The following is a 22,621-nucleotide window of genomic DNA, read 5'->3' on the forward strand; positions in this document are numbered from 1 at the left end:
ACCGCAAAGGCAGCGATACGCGCGAGGCCGGCGCCCGCTTGGTTACACCCGACCTTTACTGGATCTTCTTGGCCTTTTCGAAGGCTTCGTCGATCGTGCCGACCATGTAGAACGCTTGTTCCGGCAGGTGGTCGCACTCGCCGTCGACGATCATCTTGAAGCCACGGATCGTTTCCTTCAGCGGCACGTACTTGCCCGGCGAACCCGTGAACACTTCCGCAACGTGGAACGGCTGCGACAGGAAACGCTGGATCTTACGAGCGCGCGCGACGGCGAGCTTGTCTTCCGGCGCGAGTTCGTCCATGCCCAGAATCGCGATGATGTCGCGCAGTTCCTTGTAGCGCTGCAGCGTTTGCTGCACGCCGCGCGTGATCGAGTAATGCTCTTCGCCGATCACGTTCGGGTCGATCTGACGCGAGGTCGAATCGAGCGGGTCCACAGCCGGATAGATACCCAGCGATGCGATGTCACGCGACAACACGACCGTTGCGTCGAGGTGGCCGAAAGTCGTAGCCGGCGACGGGTCGGTCAAGTCATCCGCAGGGACGTACACGGCCTGAACGGACGTGATCGAGCCGGTCTTGGTCGACGTAATACGCTCTTGCAACTTACCCATTTCTTCAGCCAGCGTCGGCTGATAGCCCACGGCCGACGGCATACGGCCGAGCAGTGCCGATACTTCCGTGCCTGCCAGCGTGAAACGGTAAATGTTGTCGACGAAGAACAGCACGTCGAGGCCTTCGTCGCGGAAGTGCTCGGCCATCGTCAGACCGGTCAGCGCGACGCGCAGACGGTTGCCCGGCGGCTCGTTCATCTGGCCGTACACCAGCGCGACCTTGTCGAGAACGTTCGAGTCCTTCATTTCATGATAGAAGTCGTTCCCTTCGCGGGTACGCTCGCCAACGCCGGCGAACACGGAGTAACCACCGTGTTCCTTCGCGATGTTGTTGATCAGTTCCATCATGTTCACCGTCTTGCCCACGCCGGCGCCGCCGAACAGACCCACCTTGCCGCCCTTCGCGAACGGGCAGATCAGGTCGATAACCTTGATGCCGGTTTCGAGCAGTTCGGTCGACGGCGACAGTTCGTCGAACGCCGGAGCCTTCTGGTGAATGCCGCGAACCACGTCCGAATTGATCGGGCCGGCTTCGTCGATCGGGCGACCCAACACGTCCATGATCCGGCCGAGGGTCGGCTTGCCGACCGGCACGCTGATCGGCTTGCCGGTGTTCTTCACCGTCGTGCCACGGCGCAGACCGTCGGATGCACCCAGACAGATGGTACGGACGACGCCGTCGCCCAGCTGTTGCTGGACTTCGAGGGTCAGTTCCGAACCTTCGAGAATGAGCGCGTCGTAAATCTTCGGCATGTCCGAACGCGGGAATTCCACGTCGATCACCGCGCCGATGCACTGTACGATCTTGCCTTCTACCAAAGCAGTAGTACTCATCGCTTTTCCTTTAGATACTCAATTCTTCACTCGCGCAAAGGCGCAGTTTCGGGGTGCCGCTCAGTTGGGCCCGCCTCACGGCGTCGGCCTGCCTGTCGTCTTGACGATCAGACCGCAGCGGCGCCACCGACGATTTCCGACAGTTCTTTCGTGATTGCGGCCTGGCGGCTCTTGTTGTACACGAGCTGCAGTTCATTGATGACCGTCTTCGCGTTATCGGAAGCGGCCTTCATCGCCACCATTCGTGCCGACTGTTCCGATGCCATGTTTTCCGCGACGGCCTGATAGACCAGCGCTTCGACATAACGCACCAGCAGTTCGTCCACCACGGCCTGCGCATCCGGCTCGTAGATGTAGTCCCACTGCGTGCTCGGCGTCGCGCCGTCTTCTTCCTTGCGCTCGAACTGGTCTGCCGACAGCGGCAGCAGTTGCTCGATCACCGGCTCCTGCTTCATCGTATTGACGAAGCGCGTGTACGCCAGGTACACCGCCGAAACCTTGCCTTCCGAGTACAGGTCGAGCTGAACCTTCACCGCGCCGATCAGCTTTTCCAGATGCGGCGTGTCGCCCAGATGCACGACATTCGACACCACCTTCGCGCGCAGACGGTTCAGGAAACCGAGACCCTTGGTGCCAATCGCGGTTGCCTCGATCGTCTTGCCCTGGCCTTCCAGTTCCTTGAACTTCTGCAGCGACGCACGCAGCACGTTGGTGTTCATGCCGCCGCACAGACCCTTGTCGGTCGTGACGAGGATGATGCCGGCCGTCTTCGCGCCCTCGTTCGACACCATGAACGGGTGACGATACTCGGGATTCGCACGGCTCATGTGTGCAGCGATATCGCGGACCTTGTCGGCGTACGGGCGAGCAGCGCGCATGCGCTCCTGAGCGCGGCGCATCTTCGATGCGGCCACCATCTCCATCGCTTTCGTGATCTTGCGCGTGTTCTGCACGCTCTTGATCTTGCCGCGAATTTCCTTCATTCCAGCCATTGCTTGCTCCTTGATCGAAGCAGCGCGGGTTCAGTTGCCTGCGGCCCGCGCCGCTTCAAGGTCCGTTTATGCCTTGCGGGTCACTCGCGGATCAATAAGCGCCGGACTTCTTGAAGTCTTTGACGGCCGTGTGCAGCAGGCCTTCGTCGTCCTTCGAGAGTTCCTTGGTGTCTTCGACGCGCTTGATCAGGTCAGCGTGGCTCGACTTCAGGTATTCGCGCAGGCCCTTTTCGAACGGCAGCACCTGTGCGACTTCCAGATCGTCGAGGTAGCCGTTGTTCGCGGCAAACAGCGAGATCGCCAGTTCCCACACTTGCAGCGGTTGATACTGCGGCTGCTTGAGCAGTTCCGTCACGCGGCGGCCGCGCTCCAGTTGCTTACGGGTGGCTTCGTCGAGGTCCGAGGCGAACTGCGCGAACGCAGCCAGTTCACGATACTGCGCGAGGTCGGTACGGATACCGCCCGACAGCTTCTTCACGACCTTGGTTTGAGCTGCACCACCGACGCGCGACACCGACACGCCGGCGTTGATCGCCGGGCGGATACCTGCGTTGAAAAGATCGGTTTCCAGGAAGATCTGGCCGTCGGTAATCGAAATCACGTTCGTCGGAACGAACGCCGTCACGTCACCTGCTTGCGTTTCAATGACCGGCAACGCCGTCAGCGAACCGCTCTTGCCCTTCACTTCGCCGTTGGTGAACTTCTCGACATACTCTTCCGAGACGCGAGCAGCACGCTCCAGCAGACGCGAGTGCAGGTAGAACACGTCGCCCGGATAAGCTTCACGACCCGGCGGGCGGCGCAGCAACAGCGAGATCTGGCGGTATGCCCAAGCTTGCTTGGTCAAGTCGTCGTAGACGATCAGCGCGTCCTGGCCGCGATCGCGGAAGTACTCGCCCATCGTGCAGCCCGCGTAAGGCGCGAGGTATTGCATGGCAGCCGATTCCGAAGCCGAAGCTGCCACGACGATCGTGTATTCCAGCGCGCCGGTTTCTTCCAGCTTACGCACCACGTTCATGATCGACGAAGCCTTCTGACCGATCGCGACGTAGATACAGAAGAGATTCTTGCCCTTCTGGTTGATGATCGCATCGACTGCGACCGCGGTCTTGCCGCACTGGCGATCGCCGATGATCAGCTCGCGCTGGCCACGGCCAACCGGCACCATCGCGTCGATCGATTTCAGCCCGGTTTGGACCGGCTCGGAAACCGACTTACGCCAGATCACGCCCGGCGCGATCTTTTCGATTGCGTCGGTTTTCTTTGCATTGATCGGGCCCTTGCCGTCGATGGGATTGCCGAGTGCGTCGACCACGCGGCCGAGCAGTTCCGGACCCACCGGCACTTCCAGAATGCGGCCCGTCGTCTTGACGATGTCGCCTTCCGAAATGTGTTCGTATTCACCCAGAATCACGGCGCCGACCGAGTCGCGCTCGAGGTTCAGTGCGAGACCGAACGTGTTGCCCGGGAATTCGAGCATCTCGCCCTGCATCACTTCCGACAGGCCGTGAATACGCACGATGCCGTCGGTCACGGAGATCACAGTGCCCTGGTTGCGAACGTCCGCGCTCGCTTCAAGACCCTGGATCCGGCTCTTGATCAGCTCGCTGATCTCAGAGGGATTGAGTTGCATTATTCGCTCCTGATAGTCAATTCTGTTGCGTGCCAGCCGCTTCAGCGCAAGAGGCGCTTCAGGCCGTCAGAGCCGTTTGCATGCTGGCAAGCCGCGCGCGGACCGAGGTATCGAGCACTTCGTCGCCAACCGTCACGCGCACGCCGCCAATCAGCGACGAGTCGACCTCGACCGTCGGCTTCAGCTTGCGCTTGAACTTGCGTTCGAGACTTGCGACGAGGTCGTTCAACTGCGCGCCTTCGAGCGGGAATGCGCTGACGATCAGCACATCTGCCGCCCCTTCGCGGGCGTTCTTCAACTCTTCGAACTGCACGGCGATTTCCGGCAGCAATTGCAAGCGATGGTTATCGACCAGCATTTGCACCAGGTTCTTCGCTTGCGCGTTGTCCTTGAGCGGCGACTTGACCGCGGCCAGCAACAGTTCGCTGACCTGGGCGCGGCTCACTTTCGGGCTCGAGGCGATCGACAGCACTTCGGGCAGACGCGCAACCTGTGCCAGCTCCTGCACGAGCGTGGACCAGGCGGCGATGTCACCAGCTTCGGCCACGCCAAACAGCGCTTCTGCGTACGGACGGGCGATGGTTGCAAGTTCGGCCATGATCAGAGCTCGGCTTTCAGTTGATTCAGCAGGTCAGCGTGAGCTGCCTGGTCGACTTCACGCTTCAGGATCTGTTCAGCGCCCTTCACAGCCAATGCGGCGACTTCACCGCGCAGCGTTTCGCGCGCCTTGACGACTTGCTGTTCCGCGTCGGCCTTCGCTTGCGCGATGATGCGGGCCGCTTCGGCTTGTGCTTGCGTCTTGATTTCGTCAGCGACTGCCACAGCGCGCTTTTCTGCGTCAGCAATACGTTGCTGACCGTCGTTGCGTGCCTGAGCCAGTTCCTGGTCGACGCGCTTGTGAGCGGCTTCGAGTTCAGCCTTGCCCTTTTCAGCGGCAGACAAACCGTCAGCAATCTTCTTTGAGCGCTCGTCGAGGGCATTGATCAGCGGCGGCCACACGAACTTCATCGTGAACCACGCGAGGATCAGGAACACGACCATTTGCGCAAACAGGGTTGCGTTGAGATTCACGGTGTTTCCTTAAACGTTGCTAGTTCGGAAAAGTGAAACGGCAAGGCGCTCATCGATTCTGTCTTCGATCAGCGCCCAAGTGCCCGTTCCGCCCTGCGCCTTCACCAGTTATAGCTCAGGCGCAAACTTCCGAGGAACCTTAGCCTGCCAGCTTCGACAGCAGCGGGTTCGCGAACGCAAACAGCATTGCCACACCAACGCCAATCAGGAACGCCGCATCGATCAGACCAGCCAGCAGGAACATCTTGGTTTGCAGCGGGTTCATCAGTTCCGGCTGGCGTGCACATGCTTCGATGTACTTGCCGCCCATCAGGCCGATACCGATACAGGCGCCGATTGCACCCAGGCCGATGATGATGCCGATACCGATGGCGGTCAGACCCTGGATGTTGGCGATGAAAGCTTGCATGATCACTCCTTTGTGAAAAGTCTTTTAGAACTGGTTGGAACTGGATTTGAAAACTGCGATTCTTTGGTCGACAGCGCGGGTTAGTGCGTGTCGTGTGCCTGGCCGATGTACACCAGCGTCAGCATCATGAAAATGAACGCCTGCAGCAGCACGATCAGGATGTGGAAGATGGCCCACACGCTGCCGGCGATCACGTGGCCGATGAAGCCAAGCACCGTCGTGTCCGCGCCGAAGCTCCAGATGCTGCCGAGCAGGGCAATCAGCAGGAACAACAGTTCGCCCGCGTACATGTTGCCGAACAGCCGCATGCCGAGCGAGACCGTCTTCGCGACGAACTCGATGATGTTCAGTGCAAGGTTCGGGATCCACAGCAGCGGATGCGCGCCGAACGGAGCGGACAGCAGTTCGTGCACGAAGCCGCCGGCGCCCTTGATCTTGAAGTTGTAGTAAATCATCAGCGCGAAGACACCGAGGGCGATGCCGAGCGTACCGTTCAGATCGGCGGTCGGCACGATGCGGTGATGCGAGATGACGCCGGAGAGGCCCAGCCAGTCGATCACGTGGCCCGGCAGGTCGACAGGGATAAAGTCGAGGGCGTTCATCAGCGCGACCCACACGAACACGGTCAACGCCAGCGGCGCGATGAAGGTGCGCGTGCCGTGGATCATCGACTTCGATTGATCCTCGACCATTTCGACCAGCATTTCAACTGCGCACTGGAATCGGCCCGGCACGCCGGACGTCGCCTTGCGGGCAGCGAAATGCAGAATCAAGATGGTGGCCAGACCGCAAACGATCGACCAGAAAAGGGTGTCCAGATTCCACACGTGGATGTCGAAAATCGACGTCTGGTGTCCGGTGGAAAAGTTCTGCAAGTGGTGCGCGATGTACTCGGACGGATCCATTGCGCGCGTGCCTTCGCTAGCTGCCATATCGTTAAAGCCACCCAAATTGTCGAAAATCGTCTTAGGCCGTTCCCGCGGCGATGCTCTCTTGCGGAAACGCGCCGGGTGCGGATCGTACCGTATCCGCACGCCTTACCAGCGCTGCGCGCCGGCCTGAATTTTTTGCTGCTACCTTGTTGCCGCGAACTAGCGCCAGGCGAGGGCGATCCAGTACGTCTTGAGCGCGATGAGGTAGGTCACGAGCAGCGGCACCCAGCGTACGTCGTGATACCAGAAGGCGATGGCCACAAACATCGCGATCGTTGTCCCCATCTTGAGCGCTTCGCCGATCATCCAGCTCATCACTGTTTCCGCGCCGCTCAACGTTCTCAGTCGTGCCGCGAACAACGCGCCCGGCAACCAGCAGATCGCTCCTCCCAGGAACGCGGACAGCGCAGCAGCGCCCGGCGGCTTGTAAAACAGCCACCACACCAGCGTAGCAACCAGGGACAAAACCATTTGCGCTGCCACAACCTTAAACGGCGTAACGCGCGACGGACGACTCACATTAGGACCAAACAGCTTCTCAGCCTCGGCCCGCGTGAGCGGAACGATATTGTTATCTCGTTGCTCGACATCCCACGCGTCGTCAGGTGCAACGTGCGGACCGGTGGACGCATCGGAAGCGGCGCGTTCAGCGCGGTGTTCGTCGTGCCCATTCTTCGGCGCTTGATTCGACGCTTTGACCGCCATCGCAGTGTTCCGAAAGTCTTGTTCCAGCCCGCGAGCTTTCGCTGCGCTTACGGGGTTGCCGTGCAATTAAATCCGGGCGATTGTAAGCGATAGTTGCAGGCAATTCAAGACTTTAGGCCGTTCAATAACCGGTATGAAAACGCTGCTCACGATGCGGGAACCACCTTCCGATGCATGAAAATACGGTGAATGTAAGGAGGCTTGGGGGACAATCAAATATACGCATTGAATCCGGCGCGCCTGCACTCATCGACAGGCGGCGCAGGCGCGGCGACAGACGTCTCTGAAATGCAACAGACAGTGCTTTTCGTCGCCTTGGGTGGACATCTGAGAAGCCGTCGCGGTGGAGGCATAGACGCGCACATCTCTCACAGTTCAACGATTCCGAACATCGGGCGCCGAATCAATTAGGAATCCAGCCGATCCCGCAGTCGCACTCCAGATCCGGCAACATCGTTCGATACTCAGATTCAGCGCACGTCACCCTGCTTACGCCGTGGCATTACCACGCAAGCGGACAAGAATGCCTTCCAGTGCGTCAAGGTCACCGAAATCCACCAGCACCTGCCCTCGACCACGTCGGCCGAGCTTGATCTTTACCGTTGCCGCGAGCAGGTCCGACAGTTCCTCTTCGAGTCGCCGCGTATCGCGGCCGCCATCGGGATTAGCGCGCGCCTTGACCGCCGGCGCCGCTTTGGTGGTCGACGTCACCAGCTTTTCGGTTTCGCGCACCGACATGCGCTTATTGACGACCTGATTGGCAAGCGTGATCTGCGTCGCGGCGTCGACAGCCAGTAATGCGCGAGCATGCCCCATATCGAGGTCGCCGGCCAACAACATGGTCTGCACCGGCGTTGCGAGGTTGAGCAGGCGCAGCAGGTTTGACACCGCACTACGCGACCGACCGACCGACTCCGCCGCCTGCTCGTGCGTAAAGTTGAACTCATCGAGCAAGCGCTGAATGCCCTGCGCTTCTTCAAGCGGATTCAGATCCTCGCGCTGAATGTTCTCGATCAGCGCCATCGCCGCAGCGGCCTGGTCAGGCACGTCCTTCACCAGCACAGGCACTTCGTCGAGGCCCGCAAGGCGCGCCGCACGGAAACGACGCTCGCCGGCGATGATCTCGTACTTGTCCGCCGATACGGGGCGCACCAGGATCGGCTGCATCAGCCCCTGGGCACGGATGCTGGCCGCGAGCTCCTGCAATGCGCCCTCGTCCATGCGCGTGCGCGGCTGATACTTACCCGCCTGCAACTTGCTGAGCGGCAGCACGTGCGGCGCACCTTCGATCGTCACGGCCTCTGTAATGTCCGCACTGCCGCCAAGCAACGCTTCCAGCCCGCGGCCCAGCCCCTTCTTTCTTGCTACTGCATTCATCGTGCTTCCTCGATCCCTTAGGACGCCTGGGGCGCGTTATTCAGTGCGCGCACCCGCTCAATCATTTCCGCGCCGAACTGCACATACGCCTGCGCGCCGCGCGACGCCGTGTCGAATACGACGCCCGGCAATCCATAGCTGGGCGCCTCGGCGAGACGAACATTGCGCGGGATCACCACATCGAATACCTTGTCGCCGAAATGCTCTTTCAGTTGATCCGAAACCTGCTGTTGCAAAGTGATGCGCGGATCGAACATCACGCGCAGCAGGCCGATCACCTTCAGATCACGGTTCAGATTGGCGTGTACCTGCTTGATCGTGTTGACCAGATCCGACAAACCTTCGAGCGCGAAGTACTCGCATTGCATTGGAATGACGACGCCGTGTGCGGCGCACAAGCCATTGAGCGTGAGCAGCGACAAAGCCGGCGGGCAGTCGATCAGCACGAAATCATATTCGCCCTCGACCGCAGCCAGCGCGAGCTTCAGTTGACGCTCGCGGTTCTGGACGCTGACCAGCTCGACCTCCGCTCCGGCCAGTTCGCGGTTCGCGGGCAGTACGTCATAGTCGACAGCTTCCGGCCGCACTCGCGCGTCGCTCACCGCGACGCCATCCACGAGCACCTCGTAGACGGTGTTCGCACATGCGCCCTTGTCGATGCCGCTGCCCATCGTGGCGTTGCCTTGCGGGTCCAGATCGATGAGAAGGACTCGCTGTTCCTGCGCTGCCAGGCTCGCGGCCAGATTGACTGCGGTCGTCGTCTTGCCGACGCCGCCTTTCTGGTTCGCAACGCAGAAGATTTTTGCCATCGTTGGAGTGTCCCTTTTGCTGCCTGGATGAAATAAAAAGCGCTATTGGTATCGGACGCGTGAGGCTAGCGGCGGTCGTCAGTTCCCGGCGTCCACGACAACCTTGATCAGATGCCGTTCGGCGTCCAGCGCCGGCACGTTCAGCCGGATGATCTGTTCCACGTGGGCGCCCGCCGGCAAGCGTTCGATCTCATCGTCGGGACGCTGCCCTTTCATCGCCCAGATTGCACCGTGCTCGGCAACCAGATGACGGGCCAGTGTAACGAAATCCGTGAGCTCTGCGAATGCGCGCGAGACGATTACGTCGAACTTCGCCGGAACTTCGGCGCCCGGCCGCAGTGTTTCCACGCGGCCAGTCACCACCGAGAGATTCGCCAAGCCAAGTTCGGCCTTGGCCTGAGCCTGAAAAGCCGTCTTCTTATGAACGATGTCATTCACAGTGACGGTCCATTCAGGCAAAACTATCGCCAGCACGATACCCGGCAGACCGCCGCCGGAACCCACGTCGAGCGCCGAGGACGGACCGCGCGGCGCTAGGTGCGGCACGATCGAGAGCGAATCCAGAATGTGCTGAATCAGCATTTGCCGCGGATCACGAATCGCCGTCAGGTTGTAGACGGCGTTCCACTTCGACAGCAAGGCGACGTAATCGAGCAGCTTGCCGAGTTGGGCGTCGCTCAGATCGAGGCCGAGTTCGCGCGCACCATCCGTCAGCAACGGCGCCAACGCTTCCCTACCGCCTCCCTTCTGGCTCACGGTCATTGCGTCACCGGCGTAGCGTCGGTGTCAGGCGCAGCCGGTTTCGCCGGACGGCGTCCCAAACCGCGCTTCAAATGCACCATCAGCAACGAGATCGCCGCCGGCGTGATGCCCGAAATGCGCGACGCCTGTCCAATGGTCTCGGGGCGGAACTGCGTCAGCTTCTGGCGCGCCTCGAACGACAGCCCGCGGACTTCGGCGTAATCCAGGCCGTCCGGCAACCTCGTGCTTTCGTGCGCCTCATTGCGCTCGATTTCACCGGCCTGGCGGTCGATATAGCCCTGATACTTAATGCCGATCTCGATCTGTTCCTTGATCTGAGCGCGCAGCACGTCGTCTTCGGCCAATAGGTCGGGCGCTGCGCATGTGCCTGTGCGCAAAGCGCAAACGCCGTCGTAGCTGATCCCCGGGCGACGCAGTAGATCGGCCAAGCTGTACTCGTGATCGATCGGCTTGCCGAGCAATGCCGTCGCTTCCTCCGCAGGTAACGTCTTAGGATTGACCCACGTTGTGCGGAGCCGCTCTGTTTCACGTGAAACCGCGTCGCGCTTACGGCTGAATGCGTTCCACCGGATATCGTCGACGACGCCGAGCTCGCGCCCGATTTCAGTCAGGCGCATATCGGCGTTGTCTTCACGCAAACTCAGACGATATTCCGCGCGGCTCGTGAACATCCGGTACGGCTCGGAGACGCCACGGGTAACGAGATCGTCGACCAACACGCCGAGATACGCCTGGTCGCGGCGAGGACACCAGGCTTCCTTGCCCTGCACGTGCAATCCGGCGTTGATGCCCGCGAGCAAACCTTGCGCGGCAGCTTCCTCGTAGCCGGTCGTGCCGTTGATTTGACCCGCAAAGAACAACCCGTCGATCACTTTCGTTTCCAGCGAGGCCTTAAGTCCTCGCGGGTCGAAATAGTCATATTCGATCGCGTAGCCTGGCCGCAGGATATGCGCGTGCTCCAAACCGCGCATCGACCGCACCAGTTCCAGTTGTACGTCGAACGGAAGGCTCGTGGAAATGCCGTTCGGATAGAACTCGTTCGTCGTCAGCCCTTCTGGTTCAAGGAAAATCTGGTGCGATTCCTTCGTCGCGAAGCGATGGATCTTGTCCTCGATGGATGGGCAATAGCGCGGCCCCACTCCCTCGATGACGCCCGTGTACATGGGCGAGCGGTCGAGCCCGCCGCGGATGATGTCGTGCGTACGCTCATTGGTGTGCGTGACCCAGCACGGCACTTGCCGCGGATGCTGCTCAACGCGCCCGAGAAACGAGAACACGGGCACCGGATCCAGGTCGCCCGGCTGTTCTTCGAGCTTGGAAAAATCGATCGTGCGTCCGTCGATGCGCGGTGGCGTCCCGGTCTTGAGCCGGCCTTGCGGCAGCTTCAATTCCTTGAGTCGCGCGGACAAGGACACCGCAGCGGGGTCACCGGCACGGCCGCCGGTATAGTTGTTTAACCCGACATGAATCTTGCCGTCGAGGAACGTCCCAGCCGTCAAGACCACTGCGCGCGAGCGAAAACGAATGCCCACCTGCGTAACCGCACCGACTACTCGGTCACCCTCGACCATCAAATCGTCGACGGCTTGCTGGAATAGCCACAAGTTCGGCTGATTCTCCAGCCGATGCCGGATTGCCTGCTTATAAAGCAGACGGTCTGCCTGAGCGCGCGTCGCGCGAACGGCCGGCCCCTTCGACGAATTGAGGATGCGGAACTGGATGCCGCCCTCGTCCGTCGCGGCCGCCATTGCACCGCCTAGCGCATCGACTTCCTTCACGAGATGGCCCTTGCCGATGCCGCCAATCGACGGATTGCAACTCATCTGTCCGAGGGTCTCGATGTTGTGCGTCAGCAGCAGCGTCGTATTGCCCATGCGCGCCGAAGCCAATGCAGCCTCGGTGCCGGCATGACCACCTCCGACGACGATTACGTCAAATTCTGTGGGAAAAAGCATGGCGGATCTCACGCCAGATCGTCGCGTGAGCCTTTAAAGGAAATGTATCGACGAATTATAACGGGTTCGGTTTAGGCCCGAATTTCGTCCGAACGGCCAATCAATAAAAAAGCGGCGTGTTTCACGTGAAACACGCCGCTTCGAACAGCGAGAAAACGATGACGCGACCGACGCTAAGCCACTTTCTTAGCCAGCCCCAGATAGGTCTCGATCACCCGCGGATTTTGCGCAAGATCAGCCGCCGGACCTTCGAGCGCCAGTTCGCCCGTTTCAAGCACATAGCCATAATCGGAGATTTGCAGCGCTGCCCGGGCGTTCTGTTCGATCAACAGTGTGGCGACGCCCGTCTGGCGCAGCGCGCTAATGATGTGAAAAATCTCTTTCACGATCAACGGCGCGAGACCCAAACTCGGCTCGTCCAACATCAGTAGATCGGGCTTCCCCATCAGCGCTCGTCCTACCGCGAGCATTTGCCGCTCGCCCCCGGACAACGTCCCTGCCGCCTGCTTGCGGCGTTCCTTCAGCCGAGGAAACAGCGTAAAGACCGGCTCCAACTGGTCGAGGAAGTTACGCTCCCCCGCACGCTTGCGCCGATAAGCCCCGAGCACGAGGTTGTCCTCGACCGTCATCGACGCAAACAGCTCACGCTTTTCTGGCACGAGACACATGCCGCGCGCGACCCGCTTTTCAACCGGCACCGCGCTGACGTCTTCGCCCTGATACAGAATGGTGCCCTTCGCATGGCCCGTGGTCGGCAACGCTCCCATGATCGCATTCAGCAACGTAGACTTGCCCGCGCCGTTCGGCCCAATCACCGAGACGATCTGTCCAGCCCCCACTTTGATCGCCGCGCCGTGCAGTGCCTCAACCTTGCCATACCGGACCGACAAACCGGTCACGTCGAGAATCGGTGCAGCGGCATTCATCGTGTTCTCCATCATTCCACCCCGCCGAGATACGCTTCGAGCACCGCCGGGTCCTGCTGTACCTCCAGCGGCAAACCTTCCGCGATACGCGTGCCGAACTCCATCACCACCAGCCGATCGGTGAGATTCATCACGAAATCCATATCGTGTTCGACCAGCAGCACGCTCATGCCTTCAGCCTTGAGTCGGCGCAACAGATCAGCCAGTTGCAGCTTCTCCTGATATCGCAGACCTGCCGCCGGCTCATCCAGCAGCAGCAAGGTCGGATCGCAGCACAGCGCACGGGCGATTTCGAGAATCCGCTGCTGCCCTAGCGCCAGACTGCCGGCCTCATCGTACATGTGCTGCTCGAGCCCGACGCGGCGAATCTGGCGCGCGGCTTCAGCCATCAGCCGTGCCTCTTCCGCGCTGTTCAGGCGGGCGATGCTACGCCATATGCCGGCCTGTCCACGCAGATGCGCGCCAATCGCCACGTTCTCGAGCACGGTCATGCCCGGCAAAAGTTTGACGTGCTGAAACGTGCGGCCGATTCCGCGCTTGACGATTTCACGTGAATTCAGCGAATCAATGCGTTCGCCGCGGAAAGTAATCTCTCCACTGGTCGCTTGAAACACGCCGGTAACCAGATTGAACGTGGTCGACTTGCCCGCGCCGTTCGGACCGATCAGGCCGATGATCTGCCCTGCTTTCACCTCGAAGCTGACGTCGTTCACCGCCACGAGCCCGCCGAACTGCTTACGCGCCTTATTCACCGTCAGCAGACTTTCTCCCTCGACCGGCTTGCTGCGCTGCGGCAAGGGCTCAGCGTGATCCGGCAGATGCGCGCGTGGCCCGCGCGGGAAGAAACGTGCGACGAACGGCCATACGCCTTGGCGGGCGTATTGCAACAACAGCACCATCAAGATGCCGAATACGATTACTTCGAAGTTCCCGTTCTCCCCGAGCAACCTGGGCAGCAGCGTTTGAAGATAGTCCTGCAACACAGTCAGGATGGCCGCGCCGAGCACCGCGCCCCAAACATGCGACACGCCACCCACCACCGCCATGAACAGAAACTCGATGCCGTGATTCAAGCCGAACGGCGTGGGATTCACCGCACGTTGAAGGTGGGCGTAGAGAAAGCCCGAAATCGACGCCAGCACAGCGGCATAGACGAAAATCACCACGCGCATCCAGCCGGTATTCACGCCCATGGCTTCGGCCATCATGCCGCCGCCGCGCAGTGCACGGATCGCTCGCCCGGGCCGGCTATTAAGCAGATTTTGAACAGACACCACCGCGCCGAGCACGACCAGCCAGATCAGGTAATAAATATGGCGCCCCGATTCCAGGTTGATGCCAAAAACATTTAGCACCGGAATCCCGTTGATGCCGTCGTACTTGCCGAGCATTTCAAGATTGCCGAACAGATAGAACAGCGCGAGTCCCCATGCGATCGTGCCGAGCGGCAGAAAGTGACCGGAGAGGCGCATCGTCACGAGACCCAGCATCAGCGCGATCAAGGCGGTCACGACCACGCCGGCGATCAGCGCGAGCCACGGCGATACGCCGAACCGCGTCGTGAGATAGGCGGTCGCGTAGGCGCCGATACCGACGAACGCTGCCTGCCCGAAGCTCGTCATCCCACCAATGCCGGTCAGCAGGATAAGCCCGATCGCCACGATCGAGTACAAGCCGATGTAGTTGAGCAGCGTCACCCAATACTCGGGCACATGGATCGGCTGCGGCAACACCGGCAGCGAGAACAGCACGATCAGGAACAGCCAGAAGAACTTGTTTTGCATGATCCGTTTCATCGCGTCACTCCTCGTCTTCTTCGGCGTGCGGGCTGGCTAGACTGCGCCACAGCAGCACCGGGATGATCAGCGTGAACACGATCACTTCCTTGTACGCGCTCGCCCAGAACGACGAATACGACTCCAGCAGGCCGACCAGGATCGAGCCCGCCGCCGCCAGCGGATAGCTGACGAGGCCGCCGATAATCGCGCCCACGAAGCCCTTCAAACCGATCAGGAAGCCCGAGTCGTAATAAATGGTGGTCAGCGGTGCGACGAGAATGCCGCACAGCGCGCCGAGCCCTGCCGCGAGCGTGAACGCGAGGCGTCCCGCCTGCGTCGTGCCGATGCCGACGAGCCGCGCGCCGAGCCGGTTCACCGACGTGGCGCGCAACGCCTTGCCCGAGATCGAGCGGTCGAAATACAGGTATAGCGCGCCGATCAACACCACCGCCGTGCCCACCACCCACAGACTTTGCCCGGAGATCGAAAGGCTGCCGGCAGTGAAGGTCGCATCGGAAAACGCCGTGGTACGCGAGCCTTCGGCGCCGAACATCACGAGCCCCAGGCCGACCATCGCGAAGTGCACCGCCACCGCCACGATGAGCAGCAACAACGTGGTCGCCTCCGCGATCGGCTCATACGCGAGCCGGTAGACGAATGGGCCCATCGGAATCACGATCAGTAGCGTCAACGCAATCTGCACGATCATCGGCAGAGGCTGAAGGAAAACGCCGCGCGTGAGCGCGTATACCGCGATCGGAAACAGCAGGTATTTGCCGACCAGCATCACCAGCGTGCGTGCCGCATGCCGGCGCCGCTCGGGATGCCGCACCAACCCCGCCGTCTCGACGACGAAGCACGCAGCGCCCATCGCCATCAGCAGCCAGCAGGTGGCGGGAAATTTTTGTGTCTGCAAGGCGGCGAGCGTCAACGCGCCGTATGAAACAAACTCCCCCTGCGGGATGAAGATCACCCGCGTCACGGAGAACACCAGCACCAGCGCGAGCGCGAGCAGCGCGTAGATCGCGCCGGTGGTGATGCCGTCCTGCGCGAGGATCGCCGCAATTGATAGATCCATCTTCCTCGTCCTGAAGCGTCGAAATCGAAACCGGGAAACAATCGTGGCGGCAGCGGCAGAACTCGCAGCCGCGGCCGTCAGGCTGTCATGCCTGAAAAGGCGACCGCCGCGCCGGAACACGGCGCGGCGGTCGTTGCCATTGTCATCGAACAGAATGGCAATGCGGCGTCACAGGCCGCACATTGCGCGAGAGGCGCGTACCGTTTTGTCGTTAGTCGTTCTGCAGCTTCCACTTGCCGTCGACGATCTGCACGATCACGCGTGCGCGCTTGTCGAGGCCATTGTGGTCGGTCGTGGTCATGTTCATGATGCCGTGCGAGACCGGCAGCTCCTTGATGTTTTCGAGCGCGCCGCGCAGTGCCACGCGGAATGCCTCCGTGCCCGGTTGCGCGGTTTTCAGCGCTTCGGGAATCGCACGTTGCAGCATCTGGCCGGCGTCCCATGCGTGACCGCCGAAGGTCGCGACCGAGCCCGCGCCATAGGCCTTCTCGTACGCAGCCTTATAGGCCAGCGAGGACTTCTTCACCGCATTCGAGTCCGGCAGTTGATCGGCAACGAGGATCGGACCGGCCGGCAGGATTTCGCCTTCGCAGTCCTTGCCGCACACGCGCAGGAAGTCGTTGTTCGCGACGCCGTGTGTCTGATAAACCTTGCCCTTGTAGCCGCGCTCCTTGAGCGTCTTGGCCGGCAGCGCCGACGGCGTGCCCGAGCCCGCGATCAGCACCGCGTCGGGATTCGCGCCCATCGTCTTCAACACCTGGCCGGTGACTGAAGCGTCCGTGCGGTTGAATCGCTCGTTGGAAACGACCTTCAGATTGTGCGCGTTGGCCGCGGCGGTAAACACGTTGTTCCAGCTATCGCCGTAGGCATCCGCGAAGCCGATGAAACCCACCGTCTTCACGCCGTGATGCTCCATGTAATCGGCAATCGCATCGGCCATCAGGCTGTCGTTTTGCGGCGGCTTGAAGGCCCATGCGCGCTGCGCGTCCATCGGCGAAATGATCGCGGCCGAGGCCGCCAGCGAGATCATCGGCGTCTTGCCTTCAGCCACCGCGTCGAGCATGGCCAGCGAATTCGGCGTGACGGTCGAGCCGACGATCGCGTCGACGTGATCTTCGTCGATCAGCTTGCGCGTGTTCTGCACGGCCTTGCCGGTGTCCGATGCGTCATCGAGGATGATGTACTGCACGGTCTTGCCGCCGATCTCTTTCGGCAGCAGAGCGATCGTATTCTTTTCAGGAATTCCCAGCGACGCAGCCGGCCCCGTGGTGGACAGCGTCACGCCGATTTTCACCTGCGCGTAGGCCGCGCCCGCGCCGCACATCAATGCCATCGCGATGCTGGTGCATACCCACTGCTTTGTCTTTTTCATTGCAAGTCTCCGAACGCTTTGAAGCGCGTATCCGTAATCCGGCTCACCGGCCGGGTGTCTGAATCTAGTTATCGGGTCCAGGCATGCCAAGCATGGTTTTCCCTGCCGAGCATGAATGCCTTCGCCGCTCTCGTGCCACTCCCCTGCTGCGAACTGCTGCTGCGATTTCTATTCCGGGCAAACCACTAACATGCTAGTGATATTGCGTTCTGCATCGGTCACGGTCAATAGACTGCAGCCCGAATGCGGGTTTGTCCTGAAGCGGTGCGACCCCACCTTTCGCGTTGCGCGTGCAATAAAAAAGACGCGTCAACTGCACGCGTCTTTTTTAGGTGGGCTCCGTTTCGATTCGCCTTCGCTCAGTCGCCGGACAGCTTCCACTTGCCGCCGACGATCTCCACCATCACGCGCGCCCGCTGGTCGAGGCCGGCATGATCGTTCGCGCTCATGTTGAAGATGCCGTGCGCGGCGGGCGCGTCTTTCGTGCCTTCGAGCGCCGCGCGCAGCGCCTCGCGGAACGCGGGCGTGCCCGGCTGCCCCTTCTTCAACGCGAGAGGAATCGCGCGTTGCAAGAGCAAGCCAGCATCCCACGCGTGACCGCCGAATGTCGACACCGAGCCCGCGCCGTACGCGGCTTCATACGCGCGCTTGTAGGTGAGCGAGCTTTTCTTCACAGGGTTGGAGTCAGGCAATTGCTCGGCGACGAGCAGCGGGCCGGCGGGCAGATACGTGCCCTCGCAATCCTTGCCGCACACGCGCAGGAAGTCGTTATTGGCGACGCCATGCGTCTGATAATACTTGCCCTTGTAGCCACGCTCCCTGAGCGTTTTTTGCGGCAGCGCGGCCGGTGTGCCCGCGCCGGCGATCAGCACCGCATCCGGGTTCTGCGACATGATCTTCAGCACCTGGCCGGTCACCGACGCGTCGTTGCGCGCAAAGCGCTCGTTAGCGACGACCTTGATCTTCGCGAGATCCGCAGCCTTGCCGAATTCCCTGAACCAGCTCTCGCCATAGGCGTCCGCAAAGCCGATGAACGCGACCGTCTTCACACCGTGATTCGCCATGTGCTGCGCGATCGCGGTGGCCATCAGAATGTCGTTTTGCGGCGTCTTGAAGACCCACGCGCGCTTTGCATCCATCGGTTCGACGATGCTCGCCGCGGCGGCCATGGAAATCATCGGCGTGGCGCTTTCAGTGGCGACGTCGATCATCGCCAGCGAGTTCGGCACGACGGTCGAGCCGATCAGCGCATCCACGTGATCTTCGCTGGTGAGCCTGCGCGCGTTCTTGACGGCCTGGGTCGAATCCGTGGCGTCGTCGAGCACGATGTAGTCGATTTTCTGGCCCGCCACTTCCTTGGGCAGCAGCGCAACCGTGTTCTTTTCCGGAATACCGAGCGACGCGGCGGGCCCCGTTGCCGATACCGTTACGCCGATTTTCACGTCCGCGAACGCATGGCCGCTCCATGCCGCGCAAACTCCCGTGGCGACCCATGCCGCGCTGATCCAACGCAATGCCGACTTCATCCCGCTCCTCTGTCTACCCCGTTATTCATTCGAGTTTAAATCCGCGGATTTAAACCCCGACCCAGCGGTCGGCGAATCGCGAGTGTAGCGGAGCAAAGCCGCACGCTGCAAGCGTTTTACGGGTTTTACGCAGGCGAAACAGGAAGGGCTTCGGCGAATAAAAAAGATCGCCGAATGAGTGGACGATTCGAATCGCGCATAAACGAAAAGACAAATAAAAAGCGCTGTTGGATATCAATCCAACAGCGCTTTCGTCTGGGCACTGAGTGCCTCATTGTCTCCTCGTTCTCCACCTGCAAATTTCGTGGTGCGTCAGAACTGCATGAAGGTTAAACGAGCACCTGGCATGCAACAACTAGCAATTACCCTAGTGGTGCAGTGCGGCACCGATTTGGGGCGGGTATGAGCAAAGCTCGTCGCCAAATGCCTTACGACCATGCGAGACCGCAGCATTGCCGTCACCGCTTTCGACGGACGCGCCTATATCGGATCCCAAAGCAACGACGTGCTTTGCTTTGCCTCGCTTCAAGCCCGCAACGGCCGCACCCGCGCGATGATCTCGCCGACAATGCCGCGCCGGAACGCCAGCACGCAGGCGATAAAAATCACGCCGGTCACGATGGTCACCGACTCGCCCAGCGAGCGGAACCATTCGATGCCCGTCGTGGCAGCCAGCGTGCCGCCGATATCGCCGAGCCGGTCCTCGAGCGCGACGATCAGCGCCGCGCCGAGCAGCGGCCCGAACAGCGTGCCCATGCCGCCGACGAGCGTCATCAGCACGACGAGACCCGACATGGTCCAGTAGGCGTCGCTCAGCGTCTCGAAGCCTTGCACCAGCACCTTCAGGGACCCCGCGAGGCCCGCGAGCCCCGCCGACAGAATGAACGCGAGCAGCTTGAAGCGATCGGTGTCGTAGCCGAGCGATACCGCGCGCGGCTCGTTCTCCTTGATCGCCACCAGCACTTGCCCGAACGGCGAATGCACGATCCGCACGATCAGCAGGAACGCGAGCACCATCACGGTCAACACGACGAAATACAAGGTGCCGTCGGACGACAGATCGAGCAAGCCGAACAATTTGCCGCGCGGCACGCCTTGCAGTCCGTCCTCGCCGTGCGTGAACGGCGCTTGCAGGAACACGAAGTAGACCATCTGCGCGAGCGCCAGCGTCACCATTGCGAAGTAGATGCCCTGACGGCGAATCGCGAAGATACCGACGATGAGGCCGAGCAAGGTCGCCGCCGCGGTGCCGGCGAATACGCCCAGCTCCGGCGAGAAGCCGAGCGTCTGCATCGCATAGCCGGTGACGTAGCCCGCCGAGGCGAGAAACATCGCGTGGCCGAACGACAGCAGGCCGGTGTAGCCGATCAGCAGATTGAACGCCGCCGCGAACAGCGCGAAGCACATCACCTTCATCACGAAGAGCGGATAGATGCCGAGCACGGGCACCGCGAGGAGCGCGACCAGCAGCAGGCCGTAGAGCACTTTTCTCTGCATCATTTTTCCTTGCCGAAGAGACCCGCCGGACGCACCAGCAGCACGAGCGCCATGATCACGAAGACGACGGTCGCCGACGCCTCGGGGTAAAACACGCGCGTCAGCCCTTCGATCACGCCGAGCATCAGGCCGGTCAGAATCGAGCCCATGATCGAACCCATGCCGCCGATCACGACCACCGCGAACACGGTGATGATCATCGGCTGGCCCATTAGCGGCGAGACCTGGATCACGGGCGCCGCGAGCACGCCGGCGAACGCGGCCAGCGCGACGCCGAAGCCGTAGGTGAGCGTGATCATCAGCGGCACGTTGATGCCGAACGCCTCCACCAGTTTCGGGTTCTCGGTGCCCGCGCGCAAATAGGCGCCGAGGCGCGTCTTCTCGATCACGAACCACGTCGCGAAGCACACGATGAGCGAGGCCACCACCACCCAGGCACGATAGTTCGGCAGGAACATGAAGCCGAGATTGGTCGCGCCGGAGAGCGCCGAGGGCACATCGTAAGGCTGGCCCGACGAACCGTAGATCGAGCGGAACACGCCTTCCACGACGAGCGTGAGGCCGAACGTCAGCAGCAGGCCGTAAAGATGGTCGAGCTTGTAGAGCCAGCGCAGCATCGAGCGCTCGATCGCCACGCCGAACAGCCCGACGATCAGCGGCGCCAGCACCAGCATCAGCCAATATGGCAGGCCGAAATACGAAAAGCCCATCCACGCGAGCATCGCGCCGAGCATGAACAACGCGCCATGCGCGAAGTTGATCACATTGAGCAAGCCGAAGATCACCGCCAGGCCGAGGCTGAGAATCGCATAGAACGAGCCGTTCACGAGCCCCAGCAGCAGCTGGCTCAGCATCGCCGGTAGCGGAATGCCAAAGATGTCCATTGAAGCCTTAACCCATCGCCAAGGTGAGATCGGCTGACGCACGATCCGGCCGGCGCGCGATCGGCAAGCACATCGCCAAACGCGCGCGGCATGTGAAACGGTTTGCCGCCTGCCTGCTTGTCCGCACGGCGCTCGCCTCGCCGCTCGACGTCGACTAACGTGCGAGCGCGAGGCAAGACGCCGGGCAGGCCGCCTTCAGGCTTTCAGGCGCTCAGTCCGCGCTTATTTCCACAGCGCGCAGCGCGTTTCAGCCTTGGTGGTAAACGCCTGCTCGCCGGGGATCGTCGCGGCGATCTTGTAGTAGTCCCACGGCTCTTTCGATTCAGCCGGCGTCTTCACCTGCATCAGGTACATGTCGTGGATCATGCTGCCGTCCTGACGGATGTAGCCCTTCGCGTAGAAGTCGTCGACCTTCGCCTTCTTCAGTTGCGCCATGACCTTCTCGGAGTCGGTCGAGCCGACAGCCTGCACGGCCTTCAGGTAGGTCATGGCCGCCGAGTAGTCGGCGGCCTGCAGGCTCGACGGCATCTTCCGCATCTTGTCGAAGTAGCGCTGCGCCCACTTGCGCGTTGTCGCGTCCTTGTTCCAGTACCAGCTATCCGTCAGCACGAGGCCCTGGGTCGTTTCGAGCCCCAGGCTGTGGATGTCGTTGATGAACACCAGCAACGCGGCGAGCTTCATCGTCTTGGTGACGCCGAATTCCTTGGCGGCCTTGATCGAATTGATCGTGTCGCCGCCTGCGTTGGCGAGGCCCAGAATCTGCGCCTTCGACGATTGCGCCTGCAGCAGGAACGACGAGAAGTCCGACGCCGACAGCGGATGCCGCACTTCGCCCAGCACCTGACCGCCGTTTGCCTTCACCACGTCCGCGGTGTTCTTTTCGAGCGCCTTGCCGAACGCGTAGTCGGCGGTCAGGAAGTACCACGTCTTGCCGCCCTGCTTCGTCACCGCGGAGCCGGTGCCCTTGGCGAGCGCGGTGGTGTCGTACGCATAGTGGATCGTGTACGGCGTGCATTGCTCGTTGGTCAGCGTGTCGGCGCCCGCGCCGATGCTGATATAGACCTTGTGCTTCTCGTTGGCCACCGTGTTCATCGACAAGGCGGTTGCCGAGTTCGTGCCGCCGATCAGCAGATCGACGCCCTCGCGATCGAACCACTCGCGTGCGCGCGACGCCGCGATATCCGCCTTGTTCTGGTGATCGGCGTAGACCACCGTGATCGGCTTGCCGTTGACTTTGCCGCCGAAGTCCGCCACCGCCATGCGAATCGCCTCGAGGCCGCCCGGGCCGTCGATGTCCGCGTACAGGCCGGACATGTCGGTAACGAAACCGATCTTCACCGCATCATCAGCCGCTTGCGCGGTGCCCATCGTCAAAGCGGCGCCGGCGGCGACCGCGAAACAGAGTGTGGCAAGCCGCGCGAGTGGGTTCTTTTTCATTCCTGTCTCCTGGGTTCTTCGCTTGTGG

General features: G+C 61.3%; 20 protein-coding genes. All 20 read right to left on the reverse strand.

What is annotated here, in order from left to right; translation table 11 throughout:
• Positions 1-55 precede the first annotated feature (55 nt).
• The gene (gene atpD, locus CUJ90_RS18010; protein WP_073427837.1) at positions 56-1,450 is read right to left on the reverse strand and encodes a F0F1 ATP synthase subunit beta; all 1,395 of its coding nucleotides are present in this window, start codon (positions 1,448-1,450) and stop codon (positions 56-58) included.
• Between the two features lie 107 nt (positions 1,451-1,557).
• Complete coding sequence (gene atpG, locus CUJ90_RS18015; RefSeq protein ID WP_073427838.1) at positions 1,558-2,442, reverse strand: F0F1 ATP synthase subunit gamma; 885 nt, start codon at positions 2,440-2,442, stop codon at positions 1,558-1,560.
• Positions 2,443-2,533: 91 nt separating this feature from the next.
• Positions 2,534-4,075, reverse strand: a complete 1,542-nt coding sequence (gene atpA / locus CUJ90_RS18020; RefSeq protein WP_073427839.1) for a F0F1 ATP synthase subunit alpha — start codon at positions 4,073-4,075, stop codon at positions 2,534-2,536.
• 58 nt (positions 4,076-4,133) lie between these two features.
• Complete coding sequence (locus CUJ90_RS18025) at positions 4,134-4,673, reverse strand: F0F1 ATP synthase subunit delta (protein ID WP_073427840.1); 540 nt, start codon at positions 4,671-4,673, stop codon at positions 4,134-4,136.
• Positions 4,674-4,675: 2 nt separating this feature from the next.
• Positions 4,676-5,146 carry a F0F1 ATP synthase subunit B gene (locus CUJ90_RS18030; protein ID WP_073427841.1) on the reverse strand — a complete coding sequence of 157 codons (471 nt, stop codon included), beginning with the start codon at positions 5,144-5,146 and terminating at the stop codon, positions 4,676-4,678.
• A gap of 139 nt (positions 5,147-5,285) precedes the next feature.
• Positions 5,286-5,555: a F0F1 ATP synthase subunit C gene (gene atpE / locus CUJ90_RS18035; RefSeq protein WP_007180033.1), complete on the reverse strand. Its 270-nt coding sequence runs from the start codon at positions 5,553-5,555 to the stop codon at positions 5,286-5,288.
• An 80-nt stretch (positions 5,556-5,635) separates the two neighbouring features.
• Positions 5,636-6,487, reverse strand: coding sequence for a F0F1 ATP synthase subunit A (gene atpB / locus CUJ90_RS18040; protein ID WP_073427842.1), 852 nt, complete (start codon positions 6,485-6,487; stop codon positions 5,636-5,638).
• 159 nt (positions 6,488-6,646) lie between these two features.
• Positions 6,647-7,192 carry an ATP synthase subunit I gene (locus CUJ90_RS18045; protein ID WP_114163361.1) on the reverse strand — a complete coding sequence of 182 codons (546 nt, stop codon included), beginning with the start codon at positions 7,190-7,192 and terminating at the stop codon, positions 6,647-6,649.
• A gap of 489 nt (positions 7,193-7,681) precedes the next feature.
• Positions 7,682-8,569, reverse strand: a complete 888-nt coding sequence (locus tag CUJ90_RS18050; protein WP_114163362.1) for a ParB/RepB/Spo0J family partition protein — start codon at positions 8,567-8,569, stop codon at positions 7,682-7,684.
• Between the two features lie 17 nt (positions 8,570-8,586).
• On the reverse strand, positions 8,587-9,378 hold the full coding sequence (locus CUJ90_RS18055) for a ParA family protein (protein ID WP_114163363.1): 792 nt from the start codon (positions 9,376-9,378) through the stop codon (positions 8,587-8,589).
• Between the two features lie 78 nt (positions 9,379-9,456).
• Positions 9,457-10,140 carry a 16S rRNA (guanine(527)-N(7))-methyltransferase RsmG gene (gene rsmG, locus CUJ90_RS18060; protein WP_073427846.1) on the reverse strand — a complete coding sequence of 228 codons (684 nt, stop codon included), beginning with the start codon at positions 10,138-10,140 and terminating at the stop codon, positions 9,457-9,459.
• Complete coding sequence (gene mnmG, locus CUJ90_RS18065) at positions 10,137-12,095, reverse strand: tRNA uridine-5-carboxymethylaminomethyl(34) synthesis enzyme MnmG (protein ID WP_114163364.1); 1,959 nt, start codon at positions 12,093-12,095, stop codon at positions 10,137-10,139. The genes rsmG and mnmG overlap by 4 nt, the downstream gene beginning before the upstream one ends.
• A 173-nt stretch (positions 12,096-12,268) precedes the next feature.
• Positions 12,269-13,021, reverse strand: coding sequence for an ABC transporter ATP-binding protein (locus CUJ90_RS18070; protein ID WP_176035758.1), 753 nt, complete (start codon positions 13,019-13,021; stop codon positions 12,269-12,271).
• Positions 13,022-13,032: 11 nt separating this feature from the next.
• A complete protein-coding gene (locus CUJ90_RS18075) occupies positions 13,033-14,817 on the reverse strand; it encodes a branched-chain amino acid ABC transporter ATP-binding protein/permease (protein WP_114163366.1) in 1,785 nt (594 codons plus the stop codon).
• A 4-nt stretch (positions 14,818-14,821) separates the two neighbouring features.
• Positions 14,822-15,877 carry a branched-chain amino acid ABC transporter permease gene (locus CUJ90_RS18080; RefSeq protein ID WP_114163367.1) on the reverse strand — a complete coding sequence of 352 codons (1,056 nt, stop codon included), beginning with the start codon at positions 15,875-15,877 and terminating at the stop codon, positions 14,822-14,824.
• A 211-nt stretch (positions 15,878-16,088) separates the two neighbouring features.
• Positions 16,089-17,249, reverse strand: a complete 1,161-nt coding sequence (locus tag CUJ90_RS18090) for an ABC transporter substrate-binding protein (protein ID WP_114163369.1) — start codon at positions 17,247-17,249, stop codon at positions 16,089-16,091.
• Positions 17,250-17,608: 359 nt separating this feature from the next.
• On the reverse strand, positions 17,609-18,775 hold the full coding sequence (locus CUJ90_RS18095) for an ABC transporter substrate-binding protein (RefSeq protein WP_114163370.1): 1,167 nt from the start codon (positions 18,773-18,775) through the stop codon (positions 17,609-17,611).
• A gap of 525 nt (positions 18,776-19,300) precedes the next feature.
• A complete protein-coding gene (locus CUJ90_RS18100) occupies positions 19,301-20,272 on the reverse strand; it encodes a branched-chain amino acid ABC transporter permease (protein ID WP_073427853.1) in 972 nt (323 codons plus the stop codon).
• Complete coding sequence (locus tag CUJ90_RS18105; RefSeq protein WP_073427854.1) at positions 20,272-21,156, reverse strand: branched-chain amino acid ABC transporter permease; 885 nt, start codon at positions 21,154-21,156, stop codon at positions 20,272-20,274. The genes CUJ90_RS18100 and CUJ90_RS18105 overlap by 1 nt, the downstream gene beginning before the upstream one ends.
• Before the next feature lie 222 nt (positions 21,157-21,378).
• The gene (locus CUJ90_RS18110) at positions 21,379-22,593 is read right to left on the reverse strand and encodes an ABC transporter substrate-binding protein (protein ID WP_083086031.1); all 1,215 of its coding nucleotides are present in this window, start codon (positions 22,591-22,593) and stop codon (positions 21,379-21,381) included.
• Positions 22,594-22,621: the final 28 nt, after the last annotated feature.

Source organism: Paraburkholderia terricola, from assembly GCF_003330825.1.
GTDB lineage: Bacteria > Pseudomonadota > Gammaproteobacteria > Burkholderiales > Burkholderiaceae > Paraburkholderia > Paraburkholderia terricola.

What these genes read in the sequence shown, in the direction of transcription:
- atpD (WP_073427837.1), bottom strand. Translation starts at nt 1,450, where the DNA reads ATGAGTACTACTGCTTTGGTAGAAGGCAAGATCGTACAGTGCATCGGC.
- atpG (WP_073427838.1), bottom strand. Translation starts at nt 2,442, where the DNA reads ATGGCTGGAATGAAGGAAATTCGCGGCAAGATCAAGAGCGTGCAGAAC.
- atpA (WP_073427839.1), bottom strand. Translation starts at nt 4,075, where the DNA reads ATGCAACTCAATCCCTCTGAGATCAGCGAGCTGATCAAGAGCCGGATC.
- CUJ90_RS18025 (WP_073427840.1), bottom strand. Translation starts at nt 4,673, where the DNA reads ATGGCCGAACTTGCAACCATCGCCCGTCCGTACGCAGAAGCGCTGTTT.
- atpE (WP_007180033.1), bottom strand. Translation starts at nt 5,555, where the DNA reads ATGCAAGCTTTCATCGCCAACATCCAGGGTCTGACCGCCATCGGTATC.
- atpB (WP_073427842.1), bottom strand. Translation starts at nt 6,487, where the DNA reads ATGGCAGCTAGCGAAGGCACGCGCGCAATGGATCCGTCCGAGTACATC.
- CUJ90_RS18045 (WP_114163361.1), bottom strand. Translation starts at nt 7,192, where the DNA reads ATGGCGGTCAAAGCGTCGAATCAAGCGCCGAAGAATGGGCACGACGAA.
- CUJ90_RS18050 (WP_114163362.1), bottom strand. Translation starts at nt 8,569, where the DNA reads ATGAATGCAGTAGCAAGAAAGAAGGGGCTGGGCCGCGGGCTGGAAGCG.
- CUJ90_RS18055 (WP_114163363.1), bottom strand. Translation starts at nt 9,378, where the DNA reads ATGGCAAAAATCTTCTGCGTTGCGAACCAGAAAGGCGGCGTCGGCAAG.
- rsmG (WP_073427846.1), bottom strand. Translation starts at nt 10,140, where the DNA reads ATGACCGTGAGCCAGAAGGGAGGCGGTAGGGAAGCGTTGGCGCCGTTG.
- mnmG (WP_114163364.1), bottom strand. Translation starts at nt 12,095, where the DNA reads ATGCTTTTTCCCACAGAATTTGACGTAATCGTCGTCGGAGGTGGTCAT.
- CUJ90_RS18070 (WP_176035758.1), bottom strand. Translation starts at nt 13,021, where the DNA reads ATGAATGCCGCTGCACCGATTCTCGACGTGACCGGTTTGTCGGTCCGG.
- CUJ90_RS18075 (WP_114163366.1), bottom strand. Translation starts at nt 14,817, where the DNA reads ATGAAACGGATCATGCAAAACAAGTTCTTCTGGCTGTTCCTGATCGTG.
- CUJ90_RS18080 (WP_114163367.1), bottom strand. Translation starts at nt 15,877, where the DNA reads ATGGATCTATCAATTGCGGCGATCCTCGCGCAGGACGGCATCACCACC.
- CUJ90_RS18090 (WP_114163369.1), bottom strand. Translation starts at nt 17,249, where the DNA reads ATGAAAAAGACAAAGCAGTGGGTATGCACCAGCATCGCGATGGCATTG.
- CUJ90_RS18095 (WP_114163370.1), bottom strand. Translation starts at nt 18,775, where the DNA reads ATGAAGTCGGCATTGCGTTGGATCAGCGCGGCATGGGTCGCCACGGGA.
- CUJ90_RS18100 (WP_073427853.1), bottom strand. Translation starts at nt 20,272, where the DNA reads ATGCAGAGAAAAGTGCTCTACGGCCTGCTGCTGGTCGCGCTCCTCGCG.
- CUJ90_RS18105 (WP_073427854.1), bottom strand. Translation starts at nt 21,156, where the DNA reads ATGGACATCTTTGGCATTCCGCTACCGGCGATGCTGAGCCAGCTGCTG.
- CUJ90_RS18110 (WP_083086031.1), bottom strand. Translation starts at nt 22,593, where the DNA reads ATGAAAAAGAACCCACTCGCGCGGCTTGCCACACTCTGTTTCGCGGTC.